Annotated in this window: 33 protein-coding genes; 27 read left to right on the top strand and 6 right to left on the bottom strand. The window is 37.7% G+C overall.

Annotated elements, in window-relative coordinates:
* Positions 1-2 precede the first annotated feature (2 nt).
* The 13 genes from DEU42_RS04485 (at position 3) to DEU42_RS04430 (ending at position 5,482) form a co-directional block, all read left to right on the top strand.
* The gene (locus tag DEU42_RS04485; protein ID WP_147278061.1) at positions 3-233 is read left to right on the top strand and encodes a hypothetical protein; all 231 of its coding nucleotides are present in this window, start codon (positions 3-5) and stop codon (positions 231-233) included.
* Between the two features lie 123 nt (positions 234-356).
* The gene (locus tag DEU42_RS04480) at positions 357-683 is read left to right on the top strand and encodes a hypothetical protein (protein WP_114757090.1); all 327 of its coding nucleotides are present in this window, start codon (positions 357-359) and stop codon (positions 681-683) included.
* A gap of 18 nt (positions 684-701) precedes the next feature.
* A complete protein-coding gene (locus DEU42_RS04475) occupies positions 702-1,166 on the top strand; it encodes a hypothetical protein (RefSeq protein WP_114757089.1) in 465 nt (154 codons plus the stop codon).
* Positions 1,167-1,185: 19 nt separating this feature from the next.
* The gene (locus DEU42_RS04470; protein ID WP_114757088.1) at positions 1,186-1,386 is read left to right on the top strand and encodes a YodC family protein; all 201 of its coding nucleotides are present in this window, start codon (positions 1,186-1,188) and stop codon (positions 1,384-1,386) included.
* Positions 1,387-1,389: 3 nt separating this feature from the next.
* Positions 1,390-1,602, top strand: a complete 213-nt coding sequence (locus DEU42_RS04465; RefSeq protein ID WP_114757087.1) for a hypothetical protein — start codon at positions 1,390-1,392, stop codon at positions 1,600-1,602.
* A 29-nt stretch (positions 1,603-1,631) separates the two neighbouring features.
* A complete protein-coding gene (locus DEU42_RS17505; protein ID WP_199509051.1) occupies positions 1,632-1,772 on the top strand; it encodes a hypothetical protein in 141 nt (46 codons plus the stop codon).
* 1 nt (position 1,773) lies between these two features.
* Positions 1,774-2,016 carry a hypothetical protein gene (locus DEU42_RS04460; RefSeq protein WP_114757086.1) on the top strand — a complete coding sequence of 81 codons (243 nt, stop codon included), beginning with the start codon at positions 1,774-1,776 and terminating at the stop codon, positions 2,014-2,016.
* 109 nt (positions 2,017-2,125) lie between these two features.
* A complete protein-coding gene (locus DEU42_RS04455; RefSeq protein ID WP_147278060.1) occupies positions 2,126-2,992 on the top strand; it encodes a hypothetical protein in 867 nt (288 codons plus the stop codon).
* A 1-nt stretch (position 2,993) separates the two neighbouring features.
* Positions 2,994-3,335 carry a hypothetical protein gene (locus DEU42_RS04450; RefSeq protein ID WP_114757084.1) on the top strand — a complete coding sequence of 114 codons (342 nt, stop codon included), beginning with the start codon at positions 2,994-2,996 and terminating at the stop codon, positions 3,333-3,335.
* The gene (locus DEU42_RS04445) at positions 3,325-3,570 is read left to right on the top strand and encodes a hypothetical protein (protein ID WP_114757083.1); all 246 of its coding nucleotides are present in this window, start codon (positions 3,325-3,327) and stop codon (positions 3,568-3,570) included. Before DEU42_RS04450 ends, DEU42_RS04445 begins: the two co-directional genes overlap by 11 nt.
* Positions 3,571-3,814: 244 nt before the next feature.
* Complete coding sequence (locus tag DEU42_RS04440) at positions 3,815-4,498, top strand: J domain-containing protein (RefSeq protein WP_114757082.1); 684 nt, start codon at positions 3,815-3,817, stop codon at positions 4,496-4,498.
* 147 nt (positions 4,499-4,645) lie between these two features.
* On the top strand, positions 4,646-5,011 hold the full coding sequence (locus DEU42_RS04435; protein ID WP_114757303.1) for a glyoxalase: 366 nt from the start codon (positions 4,646-4,648) through the stop codon (positions 5,009-5,011).
* 3 nt (positions 5,012-5,014) lie between these two features.
* Positions 5,015-5,482: a DUF1572 domain-containing protein gene (locus tag DEU42_RS04430; protein WP_114757081.1), complete on the top strand. Its 468-nt coding sequence runs from the start codon at positions 5,015-5,017 to the stop codon at positions 5,480-5,482.
* Between the two features lie 462 nt (positions 5,483-5,944).
* On the opposite strand, the gene DEU42_RS04425 is transcribed toward DEU42_RS04430, so the two are convergent.
* From DEU42_RS04425 to DEU42_RS04410, 4 genes are all read right to left on the bottom strand, one after another.
* Positions 5,945-7,222: a glycosyltransferase family 4 protein gene (locus DEU42_RS04425; protein ID WP_114757080.1), complete on the bottom strand. Its 1,278-nt coding sequence runs from the start codon at positions 7,220-7,222 to the stop codon at positions 5,945-5,947.
* Between the two features lie 14 nt (positions 7,223-7,236).
* Complete coding sequence (locus DEU42_RS04420) at positions 7,237-9,690, bottom strand: YfhO family protein (protein ID WP_114757079.1); 2,454 nt, start codon at positions 9,688-9,690, stop codon at positions 7,237-7,239.
* A 97-nt stretch (positions 9,691-9,787) separates the two neighbouring features.
* Positions 9,788-10,177 carry a hypothetical protein gene (locus tag DEU42_RS04415; RefSeq protein ID WP_114757078.1) on the bottom strand — a complete coding sequence of 130 codons (390 nt, stop codon included), beginning with the start codon at positions 10,175-10,177 and terminating at the stop codon, positions 9,788-9,790.
* Between the two features lie 39 nt (positions 10,178-10,216).
* Positions 10,217-10,495, bottom strand: coding sequence for a DUF4834 family protein (locus DEU42_RS04410; protein ID WP_114757077.1), 279 nt, complete (start codon positions 10,493-10,495; stop codon positions 10,217-10,219).
* A 124-nt stretch (positions 10,496-10,619) separates the two neighbouring features.
* Here DEU42_RS04410 and DEU42_RS04405 point away from each other — a divergent pair, with 124 nt between their 5' ends.
* From DEU42_RS04405 to DEU42_RS04395, 3 genes are all read left to right on the top strand, one after another.
* Positions 10,620-11,594: a transporter gene (locus DEU42_RS04405; RefSeq protein WP_114757076.1), complete on the top strand. Its 975-nt coding sequence runs from the start codon at positions 10,620-10,622 to the stop codon at positions 11,592-11,594.
* Between the two features lie 8 nt (positions 11,595-11,602).
* A complete protein-coding gene (locus tag DEU42_RS04400) occupies positions 11,603-12,721 on the top strand; it encodes a GTP cyclohydrolase (RefSeq protein WP_114757075.1) in 1,119 nt (372 codons plus the stop codon).
* A 117-nt stretch (positions 12,722-12,838) separates the two neighbouring features.
* Positions 12,839-13,117: a hypothetical protein gene (locus tag DEU42_RS04395; protein WP_114757074.1), complete on the top strand. Its 279-nt coding sequence runs from the start codon at positions 12,839-12,841 to the stop codon at positions 13,115-13,117.
* Positions 13,118-13,169: 52 nt separating this feature from the next.
* Here DEU42_RS04395 and DEU42_RS04390 read toward each other — a convergent pair whose 3' ends face one another.
* Positions 13,170-14,435 carry an aminotransferase class I/II-fold pyridoxal phosphate-dependent enzyme gene (locus DEU42_RS04390; protein ID WP_114757073.1) on the bottom strand — a complete coding sequence of 422 codons (1,266 nt, stop codon included), beginning with the start codon at positions 14,433-14,435 and terminating at the stop codon, positions 13,170-13,172.
* 255 nt (positions 14,436-14,690) lie between these two features.
* Between DEU42_RS04390 and DEU42_RS04385 the strand changes: the two genes are divergently transcribed.
* From DEU42_RS04385 to DEU42_RS04360, 6 genes are all read left to right on the top strand, one after another.
* Positions 14,691-15,026: a TM2 domain-containing protein gene (locus DEU42_RS04385; protein WP_114757072.1), complete on the top strand. Its 336-nt coding sequence runs from the start codon at positions 14,691-14,693 to the stop codon at positions 15,024-15,026.
* Between the two features lie 6 nt (positions 15,027-15,032).
* Positions 15,033-15,440: a DUF2752 domain-containing protein gene (locus DEU42_RS04380; protein ID WP_114757071.1), complete on the top strand. Its 408-nt coding sequence runs from the start codon at positions 15,033-15,035 to the stop codon at positions 15,438-15,440.
* Positions 15,416-15,973 (top strand): hypothetical protein, encoded by a 558-nt coding sequence (locus tag DEU42_RS04375; RefSeq protein ID WP_114757070.1) that lies wholly within the window; start codon positions 15,416-15,418, stop codon positions 15,971-15,973. The genes DEU42_RS04380 and DEU42_RS04375 overlap by 25 nt, the downstream gene beginning before the upstream one ends.
* Complete coding sequence (locus tag DEU42_RS04370) at positions 15,973-16,545, top strand: non-canonical purine NTP diphosphatase (RefSeq protein ID WP_114757069.1); 573 nt, start codon at positions 15,973-15,975, stop codon at positions 16,543-16,545. The genes DEU42_RS04375 and DEU42_RS04370 overlap by 1 nt, the downstream gene beginning before the upstream one ends.
* Positions 16,546-16,644: 99 nt before the next feature.
* Positions 16,645-18,483 (top strand): DEAD/DEAH box helicase, encoded by a 1,839-nt coding sequence (locus tag DEU42_RS04365; RefSeq protein WP_114757068.1) that lies wholly within the window; start codon positions 16,645-16,647, stop codon positions 18,481-18,483.
* A gap of 161 nt (positions 18,484-18,644) precedes the next feature.
* Entirely contained in the window at positions 18,645-19,418 is a 774-nt protein-coding gene (locus tag DEU42_RS04360; protein ID WP_114757067.1) for a carboxypeptidase-like regulatory domain-containing protein, read from the top strand.
* Positions 19,419-19,510: 92 nt separating this feature from the next.
* Here the strand turns inward: DEU42_RS04360 and DEU42_RS04355 are convergent, their stop codons facing one another.
* A complete protein-coding gene (locus tag DEU42_RS04355; protein ID WP_199509050.1) occupies positions 19,511-20,173 on the bottom strand; it encodes a TrmH family RNA methyltransferase in 663 nt (220 codons plus the stop codon).
* Between the two features lie 65 nt (positions 20,174-20,238).
* Here DEU42_RS04355 and DEU42_RS04350 point away from each other — a divergent pair, with 65 nt between their 5' ends.
* The 5 genes from DEU42_RS04350 (at position 20,239) to purB (ending at position 24,498) form a co-directional block, all read left to right on the top strand.
* Positions 20,239-20,769, top strand: coding sequence for an RNA polymerase sigma factor (locus DEU42_RS04350; RefSeq protein WP_114757066.1), 531 nt, complete (start codon positions 20,239-20,241; stop codon positions 20,767-20,769).
* Positions 20,769-21,563, top strand: a complete 795-nt coding sequence (locus tag DEU42_RS04345) for an anti-sigma factor domain-containing protein (RefSeq protein ID WP_114757065.1) — start codon at positions 20,769-20,771, stop codon at positions 21,561-21,563. The genes DEU42_RS04350 and DEU42_RS04345 overlap by 1 nt, the downstream gene beginning before the upstream one ends.
* A 255-nt stretch (positions 21,564-21,818) precedes the next feature.
* Positions 21,819-22,505, top strand: a complete 687-nt coding sequence (locus tag DEU42_RS04340; RefSeq protein ID WP_114757064.1) for an SIR2 family NAD-dependent protein deacylase — start codon at positions 21,819-21,821, stop codon at positions 22,503-22,505.
* An 82-nt stretch (positions 22,506-22,587) separates the two neighbouring features.
* Entirely contained in the window at positions 22,588-23,055 is a 468-nt protein-coding gene (locus DEU42_RS04335; RefSeq protein ID WP_114757063.1) for a hypothetical protein, read from the top strand.
* A gap of 90 nt (positions 23,056-23,145) precedes the next feature.
* The gene (purB, locus tag DEU42_RS04330; protein ID WP_114757062.1) at positions 23,146-24,498 is read left to right on the top strand and encodes an adenylosuccinate lyase; all 1,353 of its coding nucleotides are present in this window, start codon (positions 23,146-23,148) and stop codon (positions 24,496-24,498) included.
* The last annotated feature ends 95 nt before the right edge of the window (positions 24,499-24,593 follow it).

Raw genomic sequence — 24,593 nt, 5'->3', positions numbered from 1 at the left:
ATATGGATATTAAAAAATCGTTTATAATTCCTAATTCTATAACTACAGAGACATATTACCAAGGTAGAAAAATTGACACTGAATATTTTAACAATAATGAAGAGCTATTTAAAAATTATCCTTCTAAAGAAGAAGTACATAATCAAATAGATAAAATAAAATCGGAGATGGAAGATGGAGAAACTTATATCCTAAAAATATCAGAAAAAGGTATTGAAATTATAAAAAAGTAATATCCTTTTCCCTCTACTTGCCATTCATCTTTTTGCAAGTTACATTTTCATCCTTTAAATACCCATTAATGGGTATTTTTTCTTATTATATATTTCTTAATTTTAATATTTATCCCCCTATATATGAGAATAGAAATAATAACTACAGCCCCAATAGCTTTAAAAAAGGCTATTATTAAAAATGTCGAGGACGGTGAGTTCAGGACATGGAAGATTGAAGTAGATAATGACAAAAACAAACTACTCAATCATACTGCTGCACAGTACATTGATAAAGTATTAATTGACCTTACCTCAGTTGCTGGTAAATTAATAGCTGAAACTACGTTTTGGGATTATATGGGAGAACCAGATGATGCTGTTAAAGCGGTAATCATGGGGAACTTTACAGGACTTCTTTTAACTTATTTTACAGATGATTTTTCCCATCTTGAAACGTTCCACTCATAATCAAATAACACAATTACTATGAGATTAGCAATTTTAATAATCGGAGTTCAAAACTCTGGTAAGACATCTACAATTAAAAAATTAATTAATCAATATGGAGATGGTGTAGGGAAAATTATGCGTTCGAGTTGGAGGAATATCTATATGGATTTAAGATTCAAATCCCTTAGATTAACCGCATATTGTATTCCTGCATCCCCAACTGAAAAAAATCTTGATTTGGTAGATAGATTTATAGATTGGGACAATCTTCCTCAAACTATAATTCTTGCAGAACAACTGAATGGTAATAAATATGCAAATACAATAAGTTTTTTAACTTCTAATGGTTATCATATAATATCTTATAATCTTTCAAATTCTATAGGGACAGGCATTTGGGATAGATTTGATAGTGTTTCGGAAAGAATAAAACTTAACGGAAGGGCCGATGAAATATTAGATGATATTAAAAAGTATATTAATTCTAATGGTGTAATTTAATTCTATAAAACTATAAAAGATGGAAAAATTTAAAATTGGTGATGTTGTGGTTTTAAAATCAGGAGGGCCTAAAATGACCGTAGCTAAAGATTATAATAATGGTAATTATCATACTAATTGGTTTACTAGTGGTACATTAAAATGGAATGATTTTGAAGGTCAAACTTTAACTAAAGTATATCAAGACGACAAAATTGAGATTGATATACATAATTCTTAATTCATGAAAGTATTTAAAATTCCTAAGCCGAGAAATCTTGATACTGAAAAAGAGTTAAGTGATTTTAAACTTAAACTTGCTGAGTACGCAGATAAAATATCATATGACGACAGTGGTATCCAATTTATAAAAATTGAACTTGAATTGTCAGATGGGATAGATGAAGAAGAATTCGATAAATTTTTCAACTCATATCCATATATCGGACATTTTTAAAATATTACCAACAACTCAACTTTTTAATTATGGAAAAAATTCAAGCAATTAAACCTGGTCCAAAACCTAAAAAAGAAGATGGCACACCAGACAGAAGAAGACGTGTAGACCCCCCAAATAAAGAAAAGCATCCCGATTTAAAACCACATAAACATAAAAAAGGTGATTAACATGCGACATTATATACATGAGGTGAATGTAATAATTGATGGTGAACTTTCGGAAATTGTTAGAGTGGGAAGTGCGGGTGATTTTAATCTTAATATGATTAAAGATATGGCAATTAAAATTGCTAGGGAAAATCATCCTAACGCCAAGTTAGCACCAGTGCTTCTAAACCAAAGAGAAGTTTCCATAGAGGAATATAGGCAGATAATGGGGGCTAATCCTCCTTGGCTTAATAATATTGAATAGAATGTAAAATGTTAATAAGCAATTTAATAAACATATTTACTACTCATTGTATTATTGAAGAATATTCTCTAAAATTGCCAATCCATTAAATTTAACATGTGTAATGACAATGAGTAGGAATCCACTAAACGCTAAAACAGAACAATACAAAAGACTACTGAAAGCATTTTCTGTAAATGCTCTAAAAACAGTTTTCAATTTACAAGAACATAAGGAGCGACAACCTGAACTTATAAATAGAGTTATAGAAGGGAATACATTAGATATTATTCTTAAAACTGTATTTGATAATTTCTCATTGTTAAAGCAACATGTGTACATATATGATTTCCGTGGTACTGTTGCTCCTAATTTACTCTCTGGTCATCCATATTTTATATCAACTGAAACCAGTGGAGGACAACAAATATTTAACTTGCTTTTTCCTATTGTTGTCGAATTTTACAATAAAGATTCAAAAGCAGAGGAAGCAGTAGATTTTCTGGTTCCAGTTCAGATTCGACGAAAAGGCACCCGATTTATAGTTGCCATAAATATTTTGGAAAGAGACATTGCTGCTTTAATAGACAATAAAATTGTTGGAGCAAAAAGAAATATGGAAGACAACGATATTCTGAATAGTTTTGCAGAATCTGTAAGACCGATTCAACTCTCTCCTTGTGATTTGAATAAAGGAATTAAAGATTTATGGGACAAGGAAGAAATTGATGCTTCAAAAGCAAAAGTTACGATGGCAAAATCCGTAAGGACTGAAACTTTACACGGTGATTTTTTATTAAAGAGGGATTTACCTGCGGAATATTTAAAAATTATTAAAGACCCGATAGGAAGGACTACCTTTGAGGTTTTAAAACAAAACCATAGTGTTGATGCTTTTGTAGCCGACCCGACAAAAGGTATAGTTTATTTTGCTATATTTCCTAAACAGCATATGGCAACAACAGATTTAATAGATTTGATATTATCTAAAAACTAGTATGTTTAATCGATTTCTAAAGCGCAAGGCCGCAATTGTAGAAAACACTGACCCCGATAGGATTTTTGTTGAGAATGTGAGAAGCTTTTTCAATATTCCTACTCGTTGGGCAAGGTTTTTATGCGATATGGCAGTTCGGCAAGGTATCCTTAGAAAAAAATATAGTATTGAATGTGGAAATGAAGAGTGTGGCAGAATTATAAAAAGTTATGACCGAAAAAGTGATATTCCTGAAAAAATTGTTTGTAGAACATGTGAATTAGAAGGTTATCCCAAATTTGAGTTTGAAACCGACAAGTTAAATATTGTGGAATATTACCAATACATTGAAAATGGCAAGTAGAACTCAAAAATCGGTTAATTTGTTCAGGGATTTGGCAGATGTTTGGTTAAAGATTATGGTTACTGCCGTTCTTTTACTTGTCTATGCGGGAGCTATTGTTGCCCTCATTATAAAGGTAGTTCAAGAATCACCATGGCAAAACAATATTATTCTAGGAGCTGTAGACTTAATGTTGTCGTACTCCATACCGACTATGGTACGTCATTTTTTCCCTAAAAGAGATTCACAGGATTAATATATTACTTCTAGAAGAAAGATAAAAAGGTCGTGCATGGTTATTGCACGACCTTTTTAATTAATAATTTACTGTAACCTGGTATATAGTTACCCTCTCAAGAGGGGAACTAGCTTCACTCAACCGTCAAAACAAGCCCCACACCTATGACAGCATACCCCAACTTCGGACAACCCGAAACCCGAAACTCAATAACCCGATAACCCATTTATTCCTTACATTTACAGTCCGAACGATTGCTTACATGAAGAACCACTATCAAATACTGGGTGTTGCATCCAACTGTTCACAGGCTGACATAAAAAAGGCATATCGGCAGCTGGCTTTACAGCACCACCCTGACAAGAATAGTGGTAACAGCAATAGTGAGGAACTCTTTAAAGAGATACTGGAATCGTATATCGTACTCAGCGATACCGATACCCGCGCCGAATATGACTATATAAGGGGCGCAAAACCGGGTTTCAGGCATAAAACCGACAATGGCAAGCCTACACCTATAAAATACCTTATACACTCTAAGAAAATCAAGGATGCCGTGCTGAATACCAACGGCCACATGAGTAAAAGGGCGCTTTTTAAAGTGCTGGATGAGCTGCTTACCAGCGAGAATATCAACTTCCTGCTTTATGAAAGGGACATAGCCGTAAACAGCCTTATCATGGACGAGCTTATTACCTGCTGCATTTTCCTCACACAGGACGACAAAACTGCCATACAGCCCAAACTGAAAAAGCTGGCAGACGGTAATACCCGTATGCTCAGCAGGATTGAAACCCTGAATACCAATGAAAATCACGATATCCCAAAAGCCTCAAAAACTACCGTACACGATAATGAAGAGATGCCGCCACTCACAACCATACTGCTTTTTGTTTTGATCCTTATGCTGTTTGCTATCGCTATTTATTCTACTTACAGCAAATAAAGGTTTGTTTCATAATATTTTATATATTTAGGTAATCCAAATCCAAACCACCATGTTGTTAACATTATTACTTCCGTGGCTAATATTCTTTTTCTTCTATGTCAACTGGCTCAGGAAGAAAAGACCCTACAAAAAACTAATAAGACCATGAACCACAACGCCAAATCCATACGCCCTTTTATAGGTGCAAAACACTTTGAAACATCACGAAGCTTTTATCGTGACCTGGGCTTTGAAGAAACTGTTTTAACTACAAATATGTCGGTTTTTAAATCGGGAAAAATGGCTTTCTATTTGCAGGACGCCTATGTAAAGGATTGGGTAGACAATACCATGATCTTTATGGAAGTAGATGATACTGTCCGTTTTTGGAATGAGCTTACTGCCTTAAACCTTACTGATAAATATCCTTCTGTAAAACTTGTACCGGTCCGTACGCTCGACTGGGGAAAGGAATGTTTTGTACACGATCCTTCAGGCATATTATGGCATTTCGGGGAGTTTAATAAGTAGTACATGAACGCTCCAACACAAATAGCAAAGCACTTTCGTGAAGTTATCTTTGGCGGGAACTGGTGTACCGTAAACCTAAAAGACACTTTACAGGATATAACCTGGGAACAGGCCAATACTCAGGTATCTACATTTAATACCATTACAGCCCTAACCTATCATATTGGGTATTATGTGACTGCAGTGCTTAAAGTACTGGAAGGTGGCTCACTGGATGCCCACGATAAATTCAGTTTTGATCATCCGGTTGTTACTTCAGAGGCAGACTGGCAGCAATTTCAGGGAAAAATATGGACAGAAGCAGAAAAATTTGCAACTCTGATCGAAAAACTACCCGAGGAAATTATATATCAGGACTTTATAGATGGCAAATATGATATCTATTTTAGGAATCTTGTTGGAATTATTGAACATACCCATTACCACCTGGGGCAGATAGCTCTTCTTAAAAAGATGATTCTCAGCACCTAATTATATAGAATCAATACAAATTACATTTTTTCATATTCGGAATTAAGCTGTATTAATATGCACGCATAGTGCGTATTTATTGACTTTGACATACTATTAATGAAATTCTTTCAAAGAAAATTGTAACCAACTGACATAAAAAAAATTACAATATATTTTTAGTTTGGCACATTAATTGTATCTTTGTCATTATAAATCTCACAATCATAAGATTTGAGGTTTGTTAATAATTGGTTGGTTGGTTTGTTAAGTCCCGTCATTCTTACAAGAATGGCGGGATTTACTTTTTAGGGCAAATTGAAAAATTTAAAGATTGGAAAATTTAAAAATCAGCTAACAAAAAACACCTTTTTTTGAAAAACCAAAAGTGCAATATAATATTTTAGATTACTCAATATCAAATTATTAGACAGTGCTAATATTACGCACAAAAATGACGTTTTGAGAGCAAAAAGCGTAATATTATTTTCGTAAAATACTGGCTAACTGAGAAGTAAGGTTTTTGCGAGAAAACTGCTGTAAACCTATAGCATATGACTTCAAATTACCTTCTTTATATTGGTTAAAATAACTAAGAATTGTCTTTTTAATTAATTCTTTATCAGAATATAACGAAAAGACTCCCGTATTTGTAGTTTTAATTATTGATGCAAAATCGGCTCCATCGGGACCGATTGCTAAAATTGGCCTTTCGGAGACCATATATTCAAATAACTTGCCCGGAATTATGCATTTTGTATATTCCGAATCGATCTCAATTAAGAGTAACACCTGAGACTTTCGCTGTTCTGCTACGGCAACGCTGTGAGGAACGTACCCAAGACTGTTTACATAACCCGAAAGCCCTGCTGTATCAATAGATTTTAGCACTTCAGCACTAACAGCACCTATCAGTTTCAGTTCAAAATAAGTGTGGAAATCGGGTATTTCGGCTAGTAATTCCACAAGCGCATTCCACAGCATTTGCGGATTACGCTCTGAAAGGAATGAACCAATGTGTGCCAATGTAAACTTCTCATCCATAGGCTGTTTGGCTACTATTTCTGTATCGTAGCCATTCGTAATAACATCAATTGGTTTATTGGTAAGTAACTGGAATTCAGCTTTAGTGGTTGGACTCGTAACCAAAATACTATCAGCACCTGTAAGCACTTTCCTTTCAAGGTCTTTGTGCTTCTTTTCGGCAGAAGCACTAAGTTTCAATTCTTTATGGTAGCCAATTGTTGTCCAGGGGTCACGGAAATCAGCAAACCATTTTATAGAATGCAACTCCTTTAATCTCATACCTATAAGATGCAGGCTGTGAGGAGGCCCGGTGGTAATAACCGTATCGATACCATTCTCCTTTATGTACTTTGAAAGGTAATTTACTGAAGGCTTTACCCACAATACCCTTGCATCAGGAATGAAGAGGTTACCCCTCACCCACAACATGATACGCTGTAAAAACGATTGCTTTTTCTTGTTAGGGATAATACCGGAACTTATCTTTTTAGTACTGCTCTTCGAAAATGCCGAAGCCCACGCATAAGGTTCGGTAATCTTCTGTTTGAGGATAGTGACATTAGGATTGACTTCCGACAACAGCCCTTCATCAATAAGAGGATATGTAGGATTTTCAGGAATATAAACTATGGGTTCTACACCAAAATCAGGAAGGTACTTAACAAACTTAAGCCAGCGTTGTACACCGGGACCACCGGCAGGCGGCCAATAATAAGTTATGATAAGTACCTTCATTTTAGAATTTTATATTAATTAACTGTAGTTTCCGATTTCTTTTTTCTCTCTGTATAAATACCAAAGCCAATAAGCCCAAGCATCAATATAAAGCTTACTAAAGAAATTGTACTACCGGTTTTAATAACCTGAGGTTCAAACTTAAATTCAACAGTATGTTTTCCGGCAGGAACTTTTAAGCCCCTAAGCGCATAATCAGCTTCAAAATGAGGTGTAAGCTTGCCATCTATATAAGCATTCCATCCTTCAGCATAATACATTTCAGAGAATATTGCCAGACCTTCGTTGGTGTTATTCGAAATGTATTTCAGATAGTTAGGCTCATAAGCCGTAAGTTTTATAGTAGCTGTGCTGTCAACCACAAAAGAAGTTTTGGTAACCGCATCAGGAAATTTAGATTTGTTCACTACCGCGGTAGTTTTAGAATCCATTCTGGTAAGTGCTCTCATTTCCTCATCCGGAGTATTTACAATTCGTAAGTTACTCACAAACCATGCATTACCATTCGCCTGGTTATTTAGCGTAGGTACTTCTTTTCCCTCTTCATCTGTCTGGATCACATACTTAACATTAAGCATATTCAACACGCTCATATTATTTTTTGCCAGTTGGTATTCAACCAATTGCTGTAATTTTCTTGGTTTGGCAGCGTGATAACCTCCTAATGATTTATGGAAGTAAGAAGCACGTGCACTATTCAGGCTTCCGTCAATATCAAAAACCCTGTAATAACTGGTATCCTGCATAATCTGAAGATCGGCAGTTGTAGGCTGGAAAGGTATATCAATCTTCGATGCTGCCTGGAAGTTATCTCCATCAACATAGCGTTTATCTACAAAGAAAAGGTCACCTACCATGAATAAGCCTATAAGTATTACAGCTGTAGTCTGAGAAAGACGCTGTTTTGTAAAGAACCATAATGTTGCAGCAGTAATAAGTATAAAGAAGCCTGTACGAAGTAAATCGGCACTATACATGGTTTTTCTGTCCATTCGCAGCGCATCCATAAATTCCTGTCCGTAAGCTTCTGTAATTGCACCGTCGTTAAGACCTGCAAAACTGAACATTCCTTTACATACAAATAGCAATGCTACAACACCCAATGTTATGGCAGAAGTTTTCCAAAGTGCATTCCATTGCTTTTCTTTATCAAGAGTAAAGAACGAATATAACCCCATTACGGCAAGCACAGGAATACATACTTCAAGCAATACCTGTATTGATGCTACTGCCCTGAACTTATTGTACATAGGGAAGTAATCAATAAAGAAGTTGGTTAGCAGTGGGAAATATTTACCCCATGATAATAATAGTGAAAGGATTGCACCAACTAAAAATGCCCATTTGATCTTTCTTGGTTCAGCAAAAAGTGCAAGAACGAAAAGAAAGAATACCACAGCACCAATATAGGCCGGTGCTGCCACACTGTACTGGTCTCCCCAGTATGTCGGGATTCCTGAACCGGCAATCTGTAGCGCCTGTTCTTTAGTGATGTACTGGCCTTCGGCAACCTGCTGCTGCTGTAAGAACTCAACCAAATGCCAGTCATCCTGCGGATCTTCATGACCTGACGAACCTCCGAACAAACGGGGTGATATAAGGTCTAAACTTTCAGCAATACCATAACTATAATCGGTAATATACTCATAAGTCATGGCATTTTTACTTGCTTTTGGTTTACCATCCGGCTCAAAAGTAAGCTCACTGTCGTTACGGGTACTGTATTTTGCATATTGCGAAGTAGCCATAAGATTGGTAGCATTTGTACCCAAAGCCACTAATCCTGCCACTACAAAAATACCAAGCGAAATCGCCAGGTGTTTATACTCTTTGTTCTTTATGATACCTACAAGGAACCATATTCCCATTGCCAGAAGCAACAGGAACAGATAGTAGGTCATCTGTATGTGGTTGGCGCTTAGCTCAAGTGCCGTAGCAAGCATCATGAGCAAACCTCCTTTTACATATTTCTTTTGCATTACCATTACAAAACCGGCAATAACAAGCGGCATATAGGCAATAGCGTGGGCTTTGGCATTGTGCCCAACTCCTAATATTACAATCAGATAGGTAGAAAAACCAAAGGCCAGTGCGCCAAAAAAGGCTTTGAGCGGATCGGTTTTAAGGGTCGCCAGCAGTATATAAAATCCTAAAAAATAAAGGAAAAGATAATCTGCAGGACGAGGCAGGAAGCGGATTGCTTCATCAATGCTTTTTACGTAATTATGAGGATATTTTGCACCCAACTGATAGGTAGGCATACCACCAAAAGCACTGTTGGTCCAATATGGCTCTTCGCCTGTCTCTTTTCTGAAATCATTCTGCTCTTTAGCCATTCCCGTATATTGGGCAATATCAGACTGGTATATTTTTTTCCCTTGTAATACCGGATAAAAATAGATAAGCGAAATGATTACAAATCCTAAAATAGCTAATAAATGCGGGTAGAACCTGTTGAGATTTTTCATAAATACTTTTTGTAAAAAACGCCGTGAAGATACTTAATTTTCTACAAAAACACCCTTAAATCAGCTCAATTAATAAATGTAATTTAACTGTATAAGATTATAAAATCTTTGACATTTGAATTTTAAAGTCTTTTTCAAATGCAAGAAGATTAAAATCTTTAAATTTATATTTTGCTATTATAAGCGGAACTTCAGATATGAGTTTATCTACAACTATTTCTTCTCTTTCTTTCTGAGCAATTTTCATAAATTGATCCAAATCAAGCATAATATCCATATAAAGTGTTTTTTCCTTTTTTGAAAATCTAATTCTTTGTTTAAAATTCAAATAAGAATCGCGACACATCATTATAATAACCAAATTATTGATTGATGAACCGTAATCCTGTTCATCAAAAAAATTTCTGTATCCAGCATCAGACAAAGCGTGTGTCACCCAATCAACTCTGGATTCCCAATATATATCACAAAGTATATTTACCCTCATAAACAAAAAATCCCTCAATAAGAGGGATAACAGTTGATTCTATTCTATTTCTTCGAAGTCAATATATTCACCAACTTTTTTCTTTTCATGTGGTTTATCCTGCTTTGGTGCTTCATAAGCCTGTTGTTGCTGTTGGTATTGTTCCTGATATTGTTGTTGCTGTTGCTGGAATTGCTGCTGAAAATGTTCTCCTGCCTTTTTGGCTGCTGCCTGAAATATCATGGGAGCAAAAAGTTTCATAAAGAACTTTAGTGCATAATAAATTAGTACAATCCAAAGAAGAGTTCGTATAACACTAGAGAATGATGCTATATCCATAATCATTAATTTTTTTCAAAAATACGTAATTGGTTATTTAAAAATAAATCGTCTCCCCTAAATTAATAATAAATTGTACTATTTTTGGAAAACAATCATTGTACAACCAATAAACGAGCCAAACATGACCGGTTTCAAAAAAATATTTTCGCTCACCTTACTATTTTGCTCCGCCCTTACTCAGGCACAATATACCGATCAGATAAACACTAACCGCCCAAGTATGTCTATGGGAGCGTTTGCTGTAGGTAAATCAGTAATGCAGTTGGAAAGCGGGTTGTATGGCATAAAAGAAAAGCACGATGTGCTTAACAATAAGACCAAAGGTATGGGGGTCGATCTTACACTTCGTTACGGCGCCTTTCTGGAGCAGCTTGAATTTATAGTTGATATGCAGTATCAGTTCGACCAGTTTGAAGATGCCATATATGTAACTAACCGCAACGATTTCAAGCAGTTCCTTATCGGAGCCAAATACCTTATCTATGACCCGAACAAGAACTATCATCCGGAAGTAAACATATACAGCTGGAAAGCCAACCATAAATTCAAATGGCGTAATCTTTTGCCATCTGTATCGGTATATGCCGGAGCTAATCTTATAGGCGGAAAGAATCCTTACACCTTCCCTGAAGACCAGGTTAGCCCTAAGGTAATGGCAATTACCCAAAACCGTTTTAATGGTGTAATATGGACTAACAACATCATAGCTGACAAAATTACTACTGACTATATGAGCATTGGCTGGATATCGACAGTAACACGATCGTTTGCTGCCAAATGGTCAGGTTTCGTTGAATTACAGGTGTTTGACAGTGACTACTATTCAGATATCGCTGCTCGTGTAGGTGCTGCATACCTATTGAACGACAACCTGCAGCTTGATGCGTACATCAATAAAAACTTTAAAGATACTCCTGCCATACTCTATGGCGGTGCCGGACTGTCCTGGCGTTTTGATGCCGATTACCGCGATATTTTACTTCCTGGCAAATCGGATGCTGAAAAAAGCCAGAGCGAGATGGATAAAAAAATGCAGAAACAAAAAGAAAAACAAGAGAAAGAAAGACTTGACAATGTCCTTCCGGAAGGAGAATAACACACCACATGATTACAATTAAAGAAGCAAAGACAAAAAAAGAACTTACAGATTTTATCAAGTTCTCTTTTGAACTTTACAAAAACAACCCTTACTGGGTACCGCCGCTTATAAACGATGAGCTTGAAGGTTTTGACAAAGACAAAAATCCGGCTTTTGAGAACGCAGAGGCTAAATTTTATCTGGCATACCGCGATGGCAAAATAGTAGGTAAAACTGCCGCTATAATCAACTGGCAGGAAGTAAACCAGCAAGGCAAGAAAAAAGTTCGATTTGGCTGGTTCGATGTTATAGACGATATTGAAGTAACTAAAGCATTACTGGAAAAAGTATACGAATACGGACGTGAAAAAGGCATGGATCATGCCGAGGGCCCTATGGGATTCTCAAATCTTGATAAGGTAGGCGTACTTACCGAAGGTTTTGACCAGATAGGTACCATGATTACCTGGTATAACTACCCGTACTACAAAGAACACTTTGAAAAATTAGGAATGACCATCGAAAAAGAATACCACGAAAGTGTATTTTCATTCTTTGATGTAGATCCCGCTCCTTTTCAAAAGGCAAGCACCCTAATCAAAAAACGTTACAACCTGCGGGCGGTTAGCTTCTCTTCTTCAAAAGAAGTAATGCCGTATGTAGACAAGATGTTTGACCTTTTCAACAAAACTTACGAAAAACTATCTTCGTTTGTCGCGATTTCCAACATACAAAAGGAATACTTCAAAAAGAAATACGTTGGACTCATCAATCCTGAGTACATAAAGTTTGTTGAAGACGAAAAGGGCAATATAATAGCCTTTACTATAGTTATGCCTTCGTTTTCTGAAGCACTGATCAAAGCTAAAGGAAGACTGTTCCCATTTGGCTTCATTCATCTTTTAAAAGCCAGAAAAAACAGCAAAGAAGTGGTTTTTTACCTTATAGGCATAGACCCCGAATACCAAAACAAAGGTGTTACGGCTATTATCTTTGACGAATATTATAAGGTATTCATAAAGAACAATGTTCAGACCTGTATCAGAACACCGGAACTTGAAGATAACTATGCTATGCATAACCTTTGGAAGAACTTTAATCCAAAGATCCATAAACGAAGAAAAACCTATAAAAAAGAGCTGTAATTTATATTGCTCTTATTATTTACTATATAGCTCCGAAGCCAATGGTTTCGGAGTTTTTATTAACTATTATTTATGCGCATCACAATTTGCAGTTTAATAATCTTAAGTATTATCATAATGTTAGTACTAATGGAATATGTCATCAGGCAGAAAAAGAAAATATACTACAATTATATTGATTCTTCTTCAAAAAAAGCCTACAATTCTTACTCCAGATATGACGGACAATGGTTTTCGAAAGATATTGCACTTGTCAACTTAATGCAAAAAAATCCGGAAGATAGCTGGCTGCAAAAAACAGGAAAAAACATAAAACGCTGTCAGGTACTTTTCTTCTGCCTATTAGGAGTACTAATCATAATTGGAGTACTAAGTAAAATATACGGATGGATGTAAGTAATAAAAAAGCCCACGCAATGCGTGGGCTTCTCTCATATAAATTGTATGCTTATTCAGCGGAAACATCAACTGTAGTCTGGGCAGCGATAGCTTTGTAAGTACCGTTTACCAGTTTCTCACGGATAGCCTCATACGCAGCAAGGGTCTCATCAATATCTGCTTTAGTGTGCGTAGCCGTAGGGATCATCCTTAAAAGGATAATTCCTTTAGGTATTACCGGATAAACCACGATAGAAAGGAAGATACTATAGTTCTCTCTCAGGTCGTTTACCATTACCATAGCTTCCGGAATACTACCTTCAAGGTATACAGGAGTTACACAAGTATTTGTATCACCAATATTGAATCCTTTTTCTTTAAGTCCGTTTTGCAGGTAGTTTACATTTTCCCAAAGCTTATCTTTAAGCTCCGGCATAGTTCTTAGCATTTCAAGACGCTTAAGTGCACCTTTTACCAATAGCATTGGAAGTGCTTTAGCAAACATCTGTGAACGAAGGTTATATTTAAGGAAATCGATAACGTCTTTATCTGCCGCAACGAATGCACCTATACTTGCCATAGATTTAGCGAAAGTAGAGAAGTACACATCAATACCATCCTGGCATTCCTGCTCCTCACCTGCTCCGGCACCTGTTTTACCAAGCGTACCAAAACCATGAGCATCGTCAACAAGAAGTCTGAAGTTATATTTCTTTTTAAGCTCTACGATCTCTTTAAGTTTACCCTGCTGGCCTCTCATACCAAAAACACCTTCGGTGATCACAAGGATACCACCTCCTGTAGTTTCTGCCATATTTGTAGCACGCTCAAGGTTTTTCTCAAGACTCTCTACATCATTATGTTTATAGGTAAAACGTTTACCCATGTGAAGACGCACACCATCAATAATACAAGCGTGAGAATCGACATCGTAAACAATAACGTCATTTTTAGACACAAGGGCATCAATAGTAGAAACCATCCCCTGGTAACCGAAGTTTAACAGGTAAGCAGATTCTTTTCCAACAAAAGAAGCAAGTTCCTGCTCCAGTTTCTCGTGCCATGAAGTGTGTCCGCTCATCATCCTTGCTCCCATTGGGTATGCAGAACCATACTCAGCAGCAGCCTCAGCATCTACTTTGCGCACCTCAGGGTGGTTAGCAAGACCAAGGTAATCGTTTATACTCCAGTTGATAACCTCTTTCCCGTGAAATTGCATCCTGTTAGACAGTGGTCCTTCAAGTTTAGGAAAAACAAAATATCCCTCAGCCTGTGAAGCCCACTTGCCAAGAGGGCCTTTATTCTTCTGTATTCTTTCAAAAAGATCTTTTACCATAATTCTAGTTTTGTGCTTTAAAAAACGCACCAAAAGTAACTATTAAATTGGTCACATCAAATAATTTTCGATTTTCATTGTAATAAAACGGGGAGTTTTTCGTCTAACAGGAAAGAAGGGTTACTAACAGTGCCTTTCAGCAACTAAAAAGTATCGGATTAAACCGACAGCGATTAAAAAAATGAGCGAAAACCATTACGCTTTTAAAAAAAATTATAGTTTTACGAAATTAATAACCAAAAACAATCAATTACGATGGACTCACAGAAAGTAGACATGTACTTAATGTCAAATGCAAAGTTTTTTCAACCTTCTCAATTAGCATATGTTCGTGAAAGGCTTCTTGCCGCTGACGAATCAAAATGGATGTATATTCAGTCAGCCGACCTGAAAGACCCAACAACTATCCTTATCGTTTCTATCCTTGCAGGTAACATCGGTATCGACCGTTTCCTTGTTGGCGACACTGGACTTGGCGTTGCTAAACTATTAACTTGTGGAGGATTTGGTATCTGGGCTATCATTGACTGGTTTCTTATCATGGACATTACGCGCCAGAAAAATCTGGAAAAACTACAGGCTTACCTATAATATAACATGACAAGAAACAGGCTATACCTGCTGCTGTCTCTGGGCCTTTTGGCCGGTTACGGCTGGCTGATATGGGCATCGTGGCAAACTACGCATTATAGCGATTTTACACCTTGCTTTTTTAAAAATGCAACCGGTATAGCCTGCCCTTCTTGTGGTGTTACACGCTCTGTACTTCAGGTATCCCACGGACATATTACAGAAGCAATACTACTTAATCCTCTTGGCCTGATTATGGCCGCAATAATGATTACAGCTCCTTTTTGGCTACTATATGATGTCATCCTCAAAAAAGACACTCTTTATACAAGCTATAAAAAAACAGAGCAGCTCATTCGAATAAAATGGGTAGCCATTATACTTATTATTTTAATCTTAATCAACTGGGTATGGAACATACAGAAGGGACTATAGAAACTACTCCGGTAAAAGAAACAAAGCCATTTGTACATCCTTATGAATACGAATTAGCTTCTAACAGTTATATGATGGCTGTAGTATCGGTTATTGCAGGCTTGCCATTGCCGGTTATTAACCTTATTGCCACTGTAGGCTATTACCTTGCTCACAGAAAATCATCCTATCTTGTACGCTGGCATTGCATACAGGCCTCTTTAGGACAAATTGCACTTATTCCATTTAACAGCATCGCTCTTGCATGGACATTAGGTATACTGTTTGGCGGCAGGGGCTTTTTAGGATTATATGATATCCCAAGGCGTTATTATGCTGACGACGTAACTCTTTTTGAAGATTATACAGGCACTACCCTTTTATACTGGCTTTATATTACCTTTGTCATAATTCTGAACATTACCGAATTTATTATTGTTATCGCTACAGCTTCTAAAGTTAGAAAAGGCCATAACGTTCGCTGGTGGGGAATTGCCCCCCTAGCCGATAAATTAACCAGTACAGAAGACAGAAACCCATATAAAACAGCATAATGAAACTGGTATTTGCCTCGAACAATAAGAATAAATTACAGGAAATAAGACATCAACTACCTCAGGACATCGAACTGCTTAGCCTTGAAGACATAGGCTGTCATGAAGATATCCCTGAAACTGCCGATACCATTGAAGGCAACGCCATACTGAAAGCCGATTATGTAACCAAAAACTACGGTTACGACTGTTTCGCCGATGATACCGGACTTGAAGTTGATGCATTAAACGGTGCTCCGGGAGTATATTCCGCACGTTATGCCGGCGAACAGAAAGACGCTAACGATAATATGGATAAGCTTTTACAGGAGCTTAAAGGCAACACTAACCGCAAAGCACATTTTAAAACCGTAATAGCACTTAATAGGAACGGACAACAACACCTTTTTACAGGAATTGTAAATGGTGTAATCACTACCGAAAAAGCAGGAAAAGAGGGTTTTGGCTACGATCCGGTATTTAAACCGGAGGATTTAGACCTCACTTTTGCGCAAATTTCTCTCGCCGAAAAGGCACTCTTAAGCCATCGTGGACGTGCTGTAGCGCAGCTTATCGCTTTTCTGAAATCATAACATTCTGATTTTCAAATATTTTTATTAAAATAAAACTGCAAATCTCATTAGTATATGTCGCTAATTAGCAGTACCTTTGCACCTATTTTAAAAATATATATGAATAAATTTGAACAATTAGGATTGAATGAATCGCTGCTGAGGGCGATAACCGATCTAGGATTTGAGAATCCGTCAGAAGTGCAGGAGAAAGCGATTCCCCTATTATTGGAAAAAGATACAGATATAGTAGCGTTAGCCCAGACGGGTACAGGGAAAACCGCTGCTTTCGGTTTTCCGCTTATCCAGAAGATAGATCCTGAGAACAGGAACACACAGGCGCTGATTTTGTCGCCTACTCGTGAGCTTTGCTTACAGATAACAAACGAGATCAAACTTTACGCTAAATACATAAAAGGCCTTCATACTGTTGCAGTATACGGAGGCGCAAGCATTACAGAACAGGCAAGAGAAGTAAAACGTGGCGCACAAATTATTGTTGCAACACCGGGAAGGATGCAGGACATGATTAATCGTGGTCTTGTTGATGTTTCAAAAATTGATTACTGTATTCTTGATGAGGCTGATGAAATGCTTAACATGGGATTCTATGATGATATCGTAAACATCCTTTCTACATCACCTGATGATAAGAGCACATGGCTTTTCTCGGCTACTATGCCACAGGAAGTTGCCCGTATCGCTAAAGAATTCATGAGAAAGCCACTTGAAATTACAGTAGGCCACAAAAACTCAGGTTCTTCTACGGTATCTCACGAGTTTTACCTTGTAAATGCACGTGACCGTTATGAAGCTCTTAAGCGTCTTGCCGATGCTAACCCGGATATCTTCTCGGTTGTTTTCTGCCGTACTAAAAGAGATACTCAGGCTGTTGCCGAAAAACTTATTGAAGACGGATACAATGCAGCAGCACTTCATGGTGACCTTTCTCAGGCACAACGTGACTCTGTAATGAAATCATTCCGTAACAGACAGATACAAATGCTTGTTGCTACCGACGTTGCTGCAAGGGGTATTGACGTTGATAACGTTACTCATGTAATTAACTATCAGCTACCTGACGAGGTTGAAACGTACAACCACCGAAGTGGCCGTACAGGACGTGCCGGTAAACTTGGTACATCTATCGTTATTATCACTAAAAGTGAGCTTCGTAAAATATCGGCTATCGAAAGGATCATCAAACAGAAGTTTGAAGAAAAAACAATCCCTTCAGGGATGGAAATCTGCGAAATACAGCTATTCCACCTTGCTAACAGGATTAAAGATGTAGAGGTTGACCACGAGATAGATTCTTATCTTCCTGCTATTTATGAGGTAATGAAAGACCTTTCTAAAGAAGAACTTATCAAGAAAATGGTATCGGTAGAATTTAACCGATTCATCAACTACTATAAAAAGAACCGTGACCTTTCTGCTCAATCAGCAGGTGAAAGAGGCGAAAGAGGTGCTGCAAGGCCAAACGACAGCGGCGCTGTTCGTTACTTCATTAACATTGGATCGAGAGATAATTACGACTGGATGAGCCTTAAAGACTTCCTTCGTGATACATTAGGTCTTGGACGTGACGACGTGTTTAAAGTGGATGTAAAAGAAGGTTTCTCTTTCTTTAATACTGATGCAGAGCACAGCGAAAAAGTACTTGATATTCTGAACAGTTTCCAGATGGATGGACGCAGGATTAATGTTGAGATCTCTAAAAACGACGGTCGCGACAATAATAGCGGAAGAAGAGACCACAACAACCGTGGTGGTGGCTTTAAACGTGGTGGAAGCGACAGAGGTTTTGAGCGCGGAAACAGAAACAGTGGCGAAAGAAGAGGCGGAAGCTCTTACGGAGAAGGAAGAAGCAGTACAAGAAATTCAAGCCCGGGCGGACGTCCTCCAAGAAGAGGCGATTCTGCCGCTCCAAGAGACAGAAAACCAAGAAGAAGCTAAAAAAGCAAATCATATTTTCAGGAAGAGACGCAACATTGTTGCGTCTCTTTTTCATTTATAACGCACTTGTTTTCATTTCCACTAAAAAAAATTAAACAAGTTCATATACTAACTTCAAAATATCCCGTTAGTTTATTACTTTTACGACACATAAACATTCAATGAGATATTTTGTAGTTTTTTTATTTGCATTACTTTCTTTCAGCGCTTTTGCACAGAACACTTCTGCACCCGAAAAAGTTTCAGGTATTATACTTAACGAAGCTACGCTTCAGCCGGTTTCGGGAGCAAGTATCATCAACATCAATCGTGTAAAGGGAGTAACAGGTGACGATCGTGGTAATTTTACCATTGAGGCCTCTGTAAACGATACGCTCCATATATCTTTTGTAGGATATCAGTCGGTAAGGGTACGCGTAACCAATGACTGGATCAAATTTAAAAATGTGACAAAAATTTTGCTTCAGGAAAAAGCATACACACTTGAGGAAGTAATCATCAGCAAATACAACCTTACCGGTTACCTGCAGATTGACTCTAAGCTGGCACCTGTTCGCGAAAACTACCGCTACAGCATTTCAGGACTTAATATAGGATATGAAGGTGGCGACAATTCTCCAAACTCTTTCAAGAAAATTGTAAGCTCGATGTTCAATCCGGCAGACTTACTGCATAACATCTTTGGTAAAAAACCACAGGAAATGCGCAGGCTGAAGGAAATGAAAAAAGACGACACTGTGCGTAACGCGCTTGCCGAAAAATATGACCGCGAAACCCTTGCTGCCCTTTTAGGTGTAAGCAAAGATGATATAGCCGACATACTAGAGCGTTGTAATTATTCGGAGGAGTTTATAAAATCTGCCAACGACCTGCAGATTATGGACGCTATAAGCGGTTGTTATGAAGAATATAAAGCACTGAACAGGAGTAATTAAATAATTTACAGTGAGCAGCTTACAGATACATAACTCTATTAATCTGCTTTAAAAATCCCGAAAACTAACTGTTAACTGAAAACTGTAAACCGTTAACTGAAAAGATACCTCTCTGTAATAAAATCAATATCTTTTATTGATTTACGTGCCCAGTCAATGCGTTTTTCAAGCAATTCTTCTTCGTTTAACTGCCATTGAATATCAGAATTACGCAAACGCGTACTCAGGCTATGGATGATTATCGCTGCCGATGAAGACACATTGATACTTTCGGTAAAGCCATACATGGGTATTTTAAGGAAACCATCCGCCTGCTCCATTACCTCTTCAGACAATCCTAACTTTTCAGTACCGAAGAACAAAGCTGCCGGAGTACTGATATCAAAATCCTCAAGGTAGCAGGAATCTTTATGCGGTGTTGTGGCAATAATGCGATAACCTCTTTCTTTAAGATTTTTTAAGCAATCTACCGTCGTACCAAAACGATTTATATCAACCCATTTCTCAGCGCCAAGAGCAATCTCCTTATCAATGGTCTTACCGTACTTTTCCTCTATGACATTAAGTTCCTGAATACCGAATATTTCACAGGTACGCATTACTGCACTTGTATTATGCATCTGGTAAACATCTTCCATAGCAATGGTAAAGTGCTTTGTACGTCGTGAAAGTATATCTATAAACCTGTTTTTTCTTTCTTCTGTTATAATAGTTTCAAGATAATTGAGATAGTTTACGTCTGATATATTTTTCATTATATGCAAGTTTGCCATTTAATTTTTATTATATTCGGGTCTACAAAACCAACTAACTTGATTGTATGACACAGGAAGAATTACTCGCACAAATCTACAAAAAAGACAGCAATGCATTCAACACGCTGTATAACATGTACTCTAAGAGCCTATATGGTGTAATATTCAATCTATTAAAAAATAAAGAGGAAGCCGAAGACGTTCTTCAGGAAGTATTCGTAAAAATTTGGAAAAATGTTGACTCCTATAACGAAAGTAAAGGACGTTTTTTCACCTGGATCCTCAACATAGCCAGGAATGCAGCCATAGACAGGCTGCGATCTAAAGACCATACTAAAAATTTAAAAAACCTCTCGGTTGATAATTTCGTACATATCCTTGACCACAATGCCACAGTCGTTAACAGAATAGACGCTATTGGTATACGTGAATTTGTAAAAAAGTTAAAGCCTGTATGCGTGCGCATTATCGAGCTATTATTTTTCAAGGGCTATACCCAACAGGAAGCCTCAGACGAACTGGCAATGCCTCTTGGCACGGTTAAGACACAAAACAGGACTTGTATTAAAGATTTAAGAAACATATTAGAGGTATAATGGAAGAATTTATCAACTCAGGGATTTTAGAACTTTATATCTTTGGTGTAACCACTGAAGAAGAAAACAGGGAAGTTCAGGAAATGGCCGGCAAGCATGCCGAGGTCAGAGCCGAGATATTATCTATAGAAAAAGCGATTATCGATCTTTCTTATAGCGTATCACCACAATTATCACCGGAAGTATACCACAGGATTCGCAGAGAACTCATCGACAAGCATGGAACTGAAGGTGTTGTACAACTACAACCCCGCAGGAGTGCTTCTTCTTACATTGGATGGGCAGCAGCTATCGTATTACTGGGCTGCTTAGGCGTACAATATTTTATGTATGATCAGGAGGTAGAGAAAAAAGAAGCTGTTACTAAAGAAAGGGACAAATATGAACAACTATTTGCGAGCACCACTAAAGATAATGAACAAAAAGAAAAGGCATTACGTGTTATCCGTGCTAAAAACAGTGCTATAGTAAACCTTGGCGGTCAGCAAGTGTCTCCAGACTCGTATGCAAAAGTCTACATGAACGATGCAGACAATGAAGTGTTTGTGGATATCGCAGGTTTGCCGGAAGCACCGGAAGGAAAAGAGTATCAGGTATGGGCATTGACGCTTAACCCGCTTACACCAACCAGTATAGGGGTACTTGACAAGAATAAAGTTGCCGATAGCCAGGGAATCATTCAGGTGGATAACTTTGAAGGCGTACAAGCCTTTGGTATCACTCTTGAGCCTACAGGCGGTAGCGCAACACCTACTATGGAACAACTATATACTTTAGGAGAAGTAAAAAGCTAATAAGCTGAAAAAATCAATAATTTAAAAGTGCGCTTTGTGAAAACTCAGCGCACTTTTTTATTTGAATATCCTCCCGAATTATTAAACCCCAGAGAACACAAGGAATCACAAAGCTTTGTGAACATAGTGAAAAAACTTGTGCACTTTGTGGTAAAATATAATAGTGATAAACCAAATTTCTGATTTATTTTTGACAGTACAGACGTAGCAATGCTACGTCTCTGCAATAAAACATTTACATTATTCAATATAAAAATGAAAAAACTGGTAATACTTTCAGGAGCAGGAATGAGTGCGGAAAGCGGCATCAAGACCTTTCGCGATGCAGGAGGGCTATGGGAAGGCCATGACGTGATGGAAGTAGCCTCTCCCGAAGGCTGGCGCAAGAACCAGGCGCTGGTGCTCGATTTTTACAACCAACGCAGAAGACAGCTATTTGAGGTAAATCCGAATCAGGGGCACATCATTGTTGCCGAACTTGAAAAAGACTTCGAAGTACACATCATTACCCAAAACGTAGACGACCTGCACGAGCGTGCCGGAAGCACTAATGTTTTGCATCTGCATGGCGAGCTCCTTAAAGCACGAAGCGTTCATAATGAAAATGATATTGTAGAATGGAAAACCGACATCAATGTTGGCGACCTCCATACCGATGGTTACCAGCTGCGACCGCATATTGTGTGGTTTGGTGAAATGGTTCCGGCAATTGCCGATGCTATGGATATCGTAAAAGAAGCCGATTACATCATCATTATCGGAACATCAATGCAGGTATATCCTGCGGCAGGGCTGGTAGATTATGTAAAACCAACCGCACCTATATTTTACATCGACCCTAATCCTGCCAGTATTCCATACTTAAGCAACTCTATTGATGTTGTACCAATGACGGCAAGTGAGGGTATGGCGGTTGTCAGGGAGAGGTTGAGAAAATCATAATCATATTGGAAAGGCAAGAATAAAAATTTTTAAAGCAAACAATGAACAAATATCTTTTGATTTTGGCATATATGCTTTATTGATGTATTATGCAAAGCAGATAGATCCTCTTAAAACTAAAGAACTTTTTTACGCAACACAATCAAAATACTATAATTGGCAATATGAACATTGGAATCTACCTAATGATCAATGGCTTTTTTTAGAAAAAAATCCATATAATGAGGAAGATGATACTGCACATTTTGATCCACATACATTAAAAAATATTATGTTATTCTTAGAAAATGAAGTTATACCTTCTTTAGAAAATGAAGTTAGATTTTCCCTTGAAGTAGAAAATATGGATTTAATAGAAAACTATGGAGGAGTGTTAGGTTTTATAAAATTGTTCAATACAAATCCGGGCTATCTTGAACATATTGGAATTTATGAAAACGATATTTTTGAAGGCAGCGGCCCACAAATGGCATTTACCTTAAACAGATTTAAAAATTTTCTCGAATATTGCCTATCAGCAGACCAGCCATATAAAGTTTACATAGAATAAGTTTGTGCAGCTGGTTTTAGACCTTCATATTTTTTTATATTCCCCTCAAAATCCTTACCTTCGCGGCTTCTAATTTTGACACTTAAACACATGCAAAATTTATCTGAACTGAATGCCATATCGCCTATAGACGGCCGTTACAGAAACAAAACCGCACCTTTAGCTGCCTATTTCTCGGAAGAAGCACTAATAAAATACCGCGTGCTTGTAGAGATCGAGTACTTTATCGCCCTTTGCGAACTGCCATTGCCGCAGCTTGCCGGTGTAGACAAAAGCACTTTCGGTCCGCTTCGCAACCTTTACAAGAACTTCTCAAGCGAAGATGCACTTCAGATAAAAGAAATCGAGAAAACAACAAACCACGACGTTAAAGCCGTGGAATACTTTATAAAAGCTGCTTTCGACAAACTTGGCCTTGAGGCTCACAAAGAGTTCATCCACTTTGGATTGACTTCTCAGGACATCAACAACACTGCTATTCCGCTTTCTACAAAAGAAGCGTTCGAAAACGTATACATGCCATCGCTAATTAGTGTTATTGCTAAACTGAAAGAACTGGCTGTTGAATGGAAAGACATACCGATGCTTGCCCGTACCCACGGACAACCGGCCTCTCCTACCCGTCTTGGCAAAGAGATACATGTATTTGTTGAGCGTTTGGAAGAGCAGATGCGTTTGCTTTTCAACGTGCCGTTCGCTGCTAAATTTGGTGGTGCTACAGGTAACTTCAATGCACACTTCATTGCATATCCGCAGAATGACTGGAGAAAGTTCGGTAATGACTTCGTAGAAGGCACCCTTGGACTTAAACACTCATTCCCCACAACGCAAATTGAGCATTACGATCACTTCGCTGCGTTCTTTGATGCATTAAAGCGTATCAACACTATCCTTATCGACCTTGACAGGGATATCTGGACATACGTTTCTATGGATTACTTCAAACAGAAGATCAAAGCCGGTGAGATCGGTTCTTCGGCTATGCCACATAAAGTTAACCCTATCGACTTTGAAAACTCTGAAGGTAACCTTGGTATCGCTAACGCCATTTTTGAGCATCTTTCGGCTAAACTGCCAATCTCAAGACTACAGCGTGACCTTACTGACAGTACAGTACTTCGTAATGTAGGCGTACCAATGGGGCACACTATCATATCTTTCGAAGCAACACTTAAAGGATTAAACAAACTACTTCTTAACGAAGAGAAATTCCACGAAGATCTTGAGAAAAACTGGGCTGTAGTAGCTGAGGCTATTCAGACGATACTTCGTCGTGAGGCCTACCCTAACCCTTATGAGGCCCTTAAAGACCTTACAAGAACGAATACGGTTATCAATAAAGAGTCAATGCACGCATTCATCAATAACCTTAATGTAAGCGACGAAATAAAAGCTGAGTTGTTAAAAATAACTCCTGCAAACTATTTGGGTATTAATGCTTAATTAGTTTTCAGTTTCAGTCACGGTTAACAGTGATTGTTTATAAAATCGAAAAAAAGACGTAGCTAGTGCTGCGTCTTTTTTTATGCAGCAATTGA

The sequence above is a fragment of the Flavobacterium sp. AG291 genome (assembly GCF_003350375.1).
Taxonomy (GTDB): Bacteria; Bacteroidota; Bacteroidia; order Flavobacteriales; family Flavobacteriaceae; genus Flavobacterium; species Flavobacterium suzhouense.
This window is presented reverse-complemented; position numbering and strand designations above follow the sequence as displayed.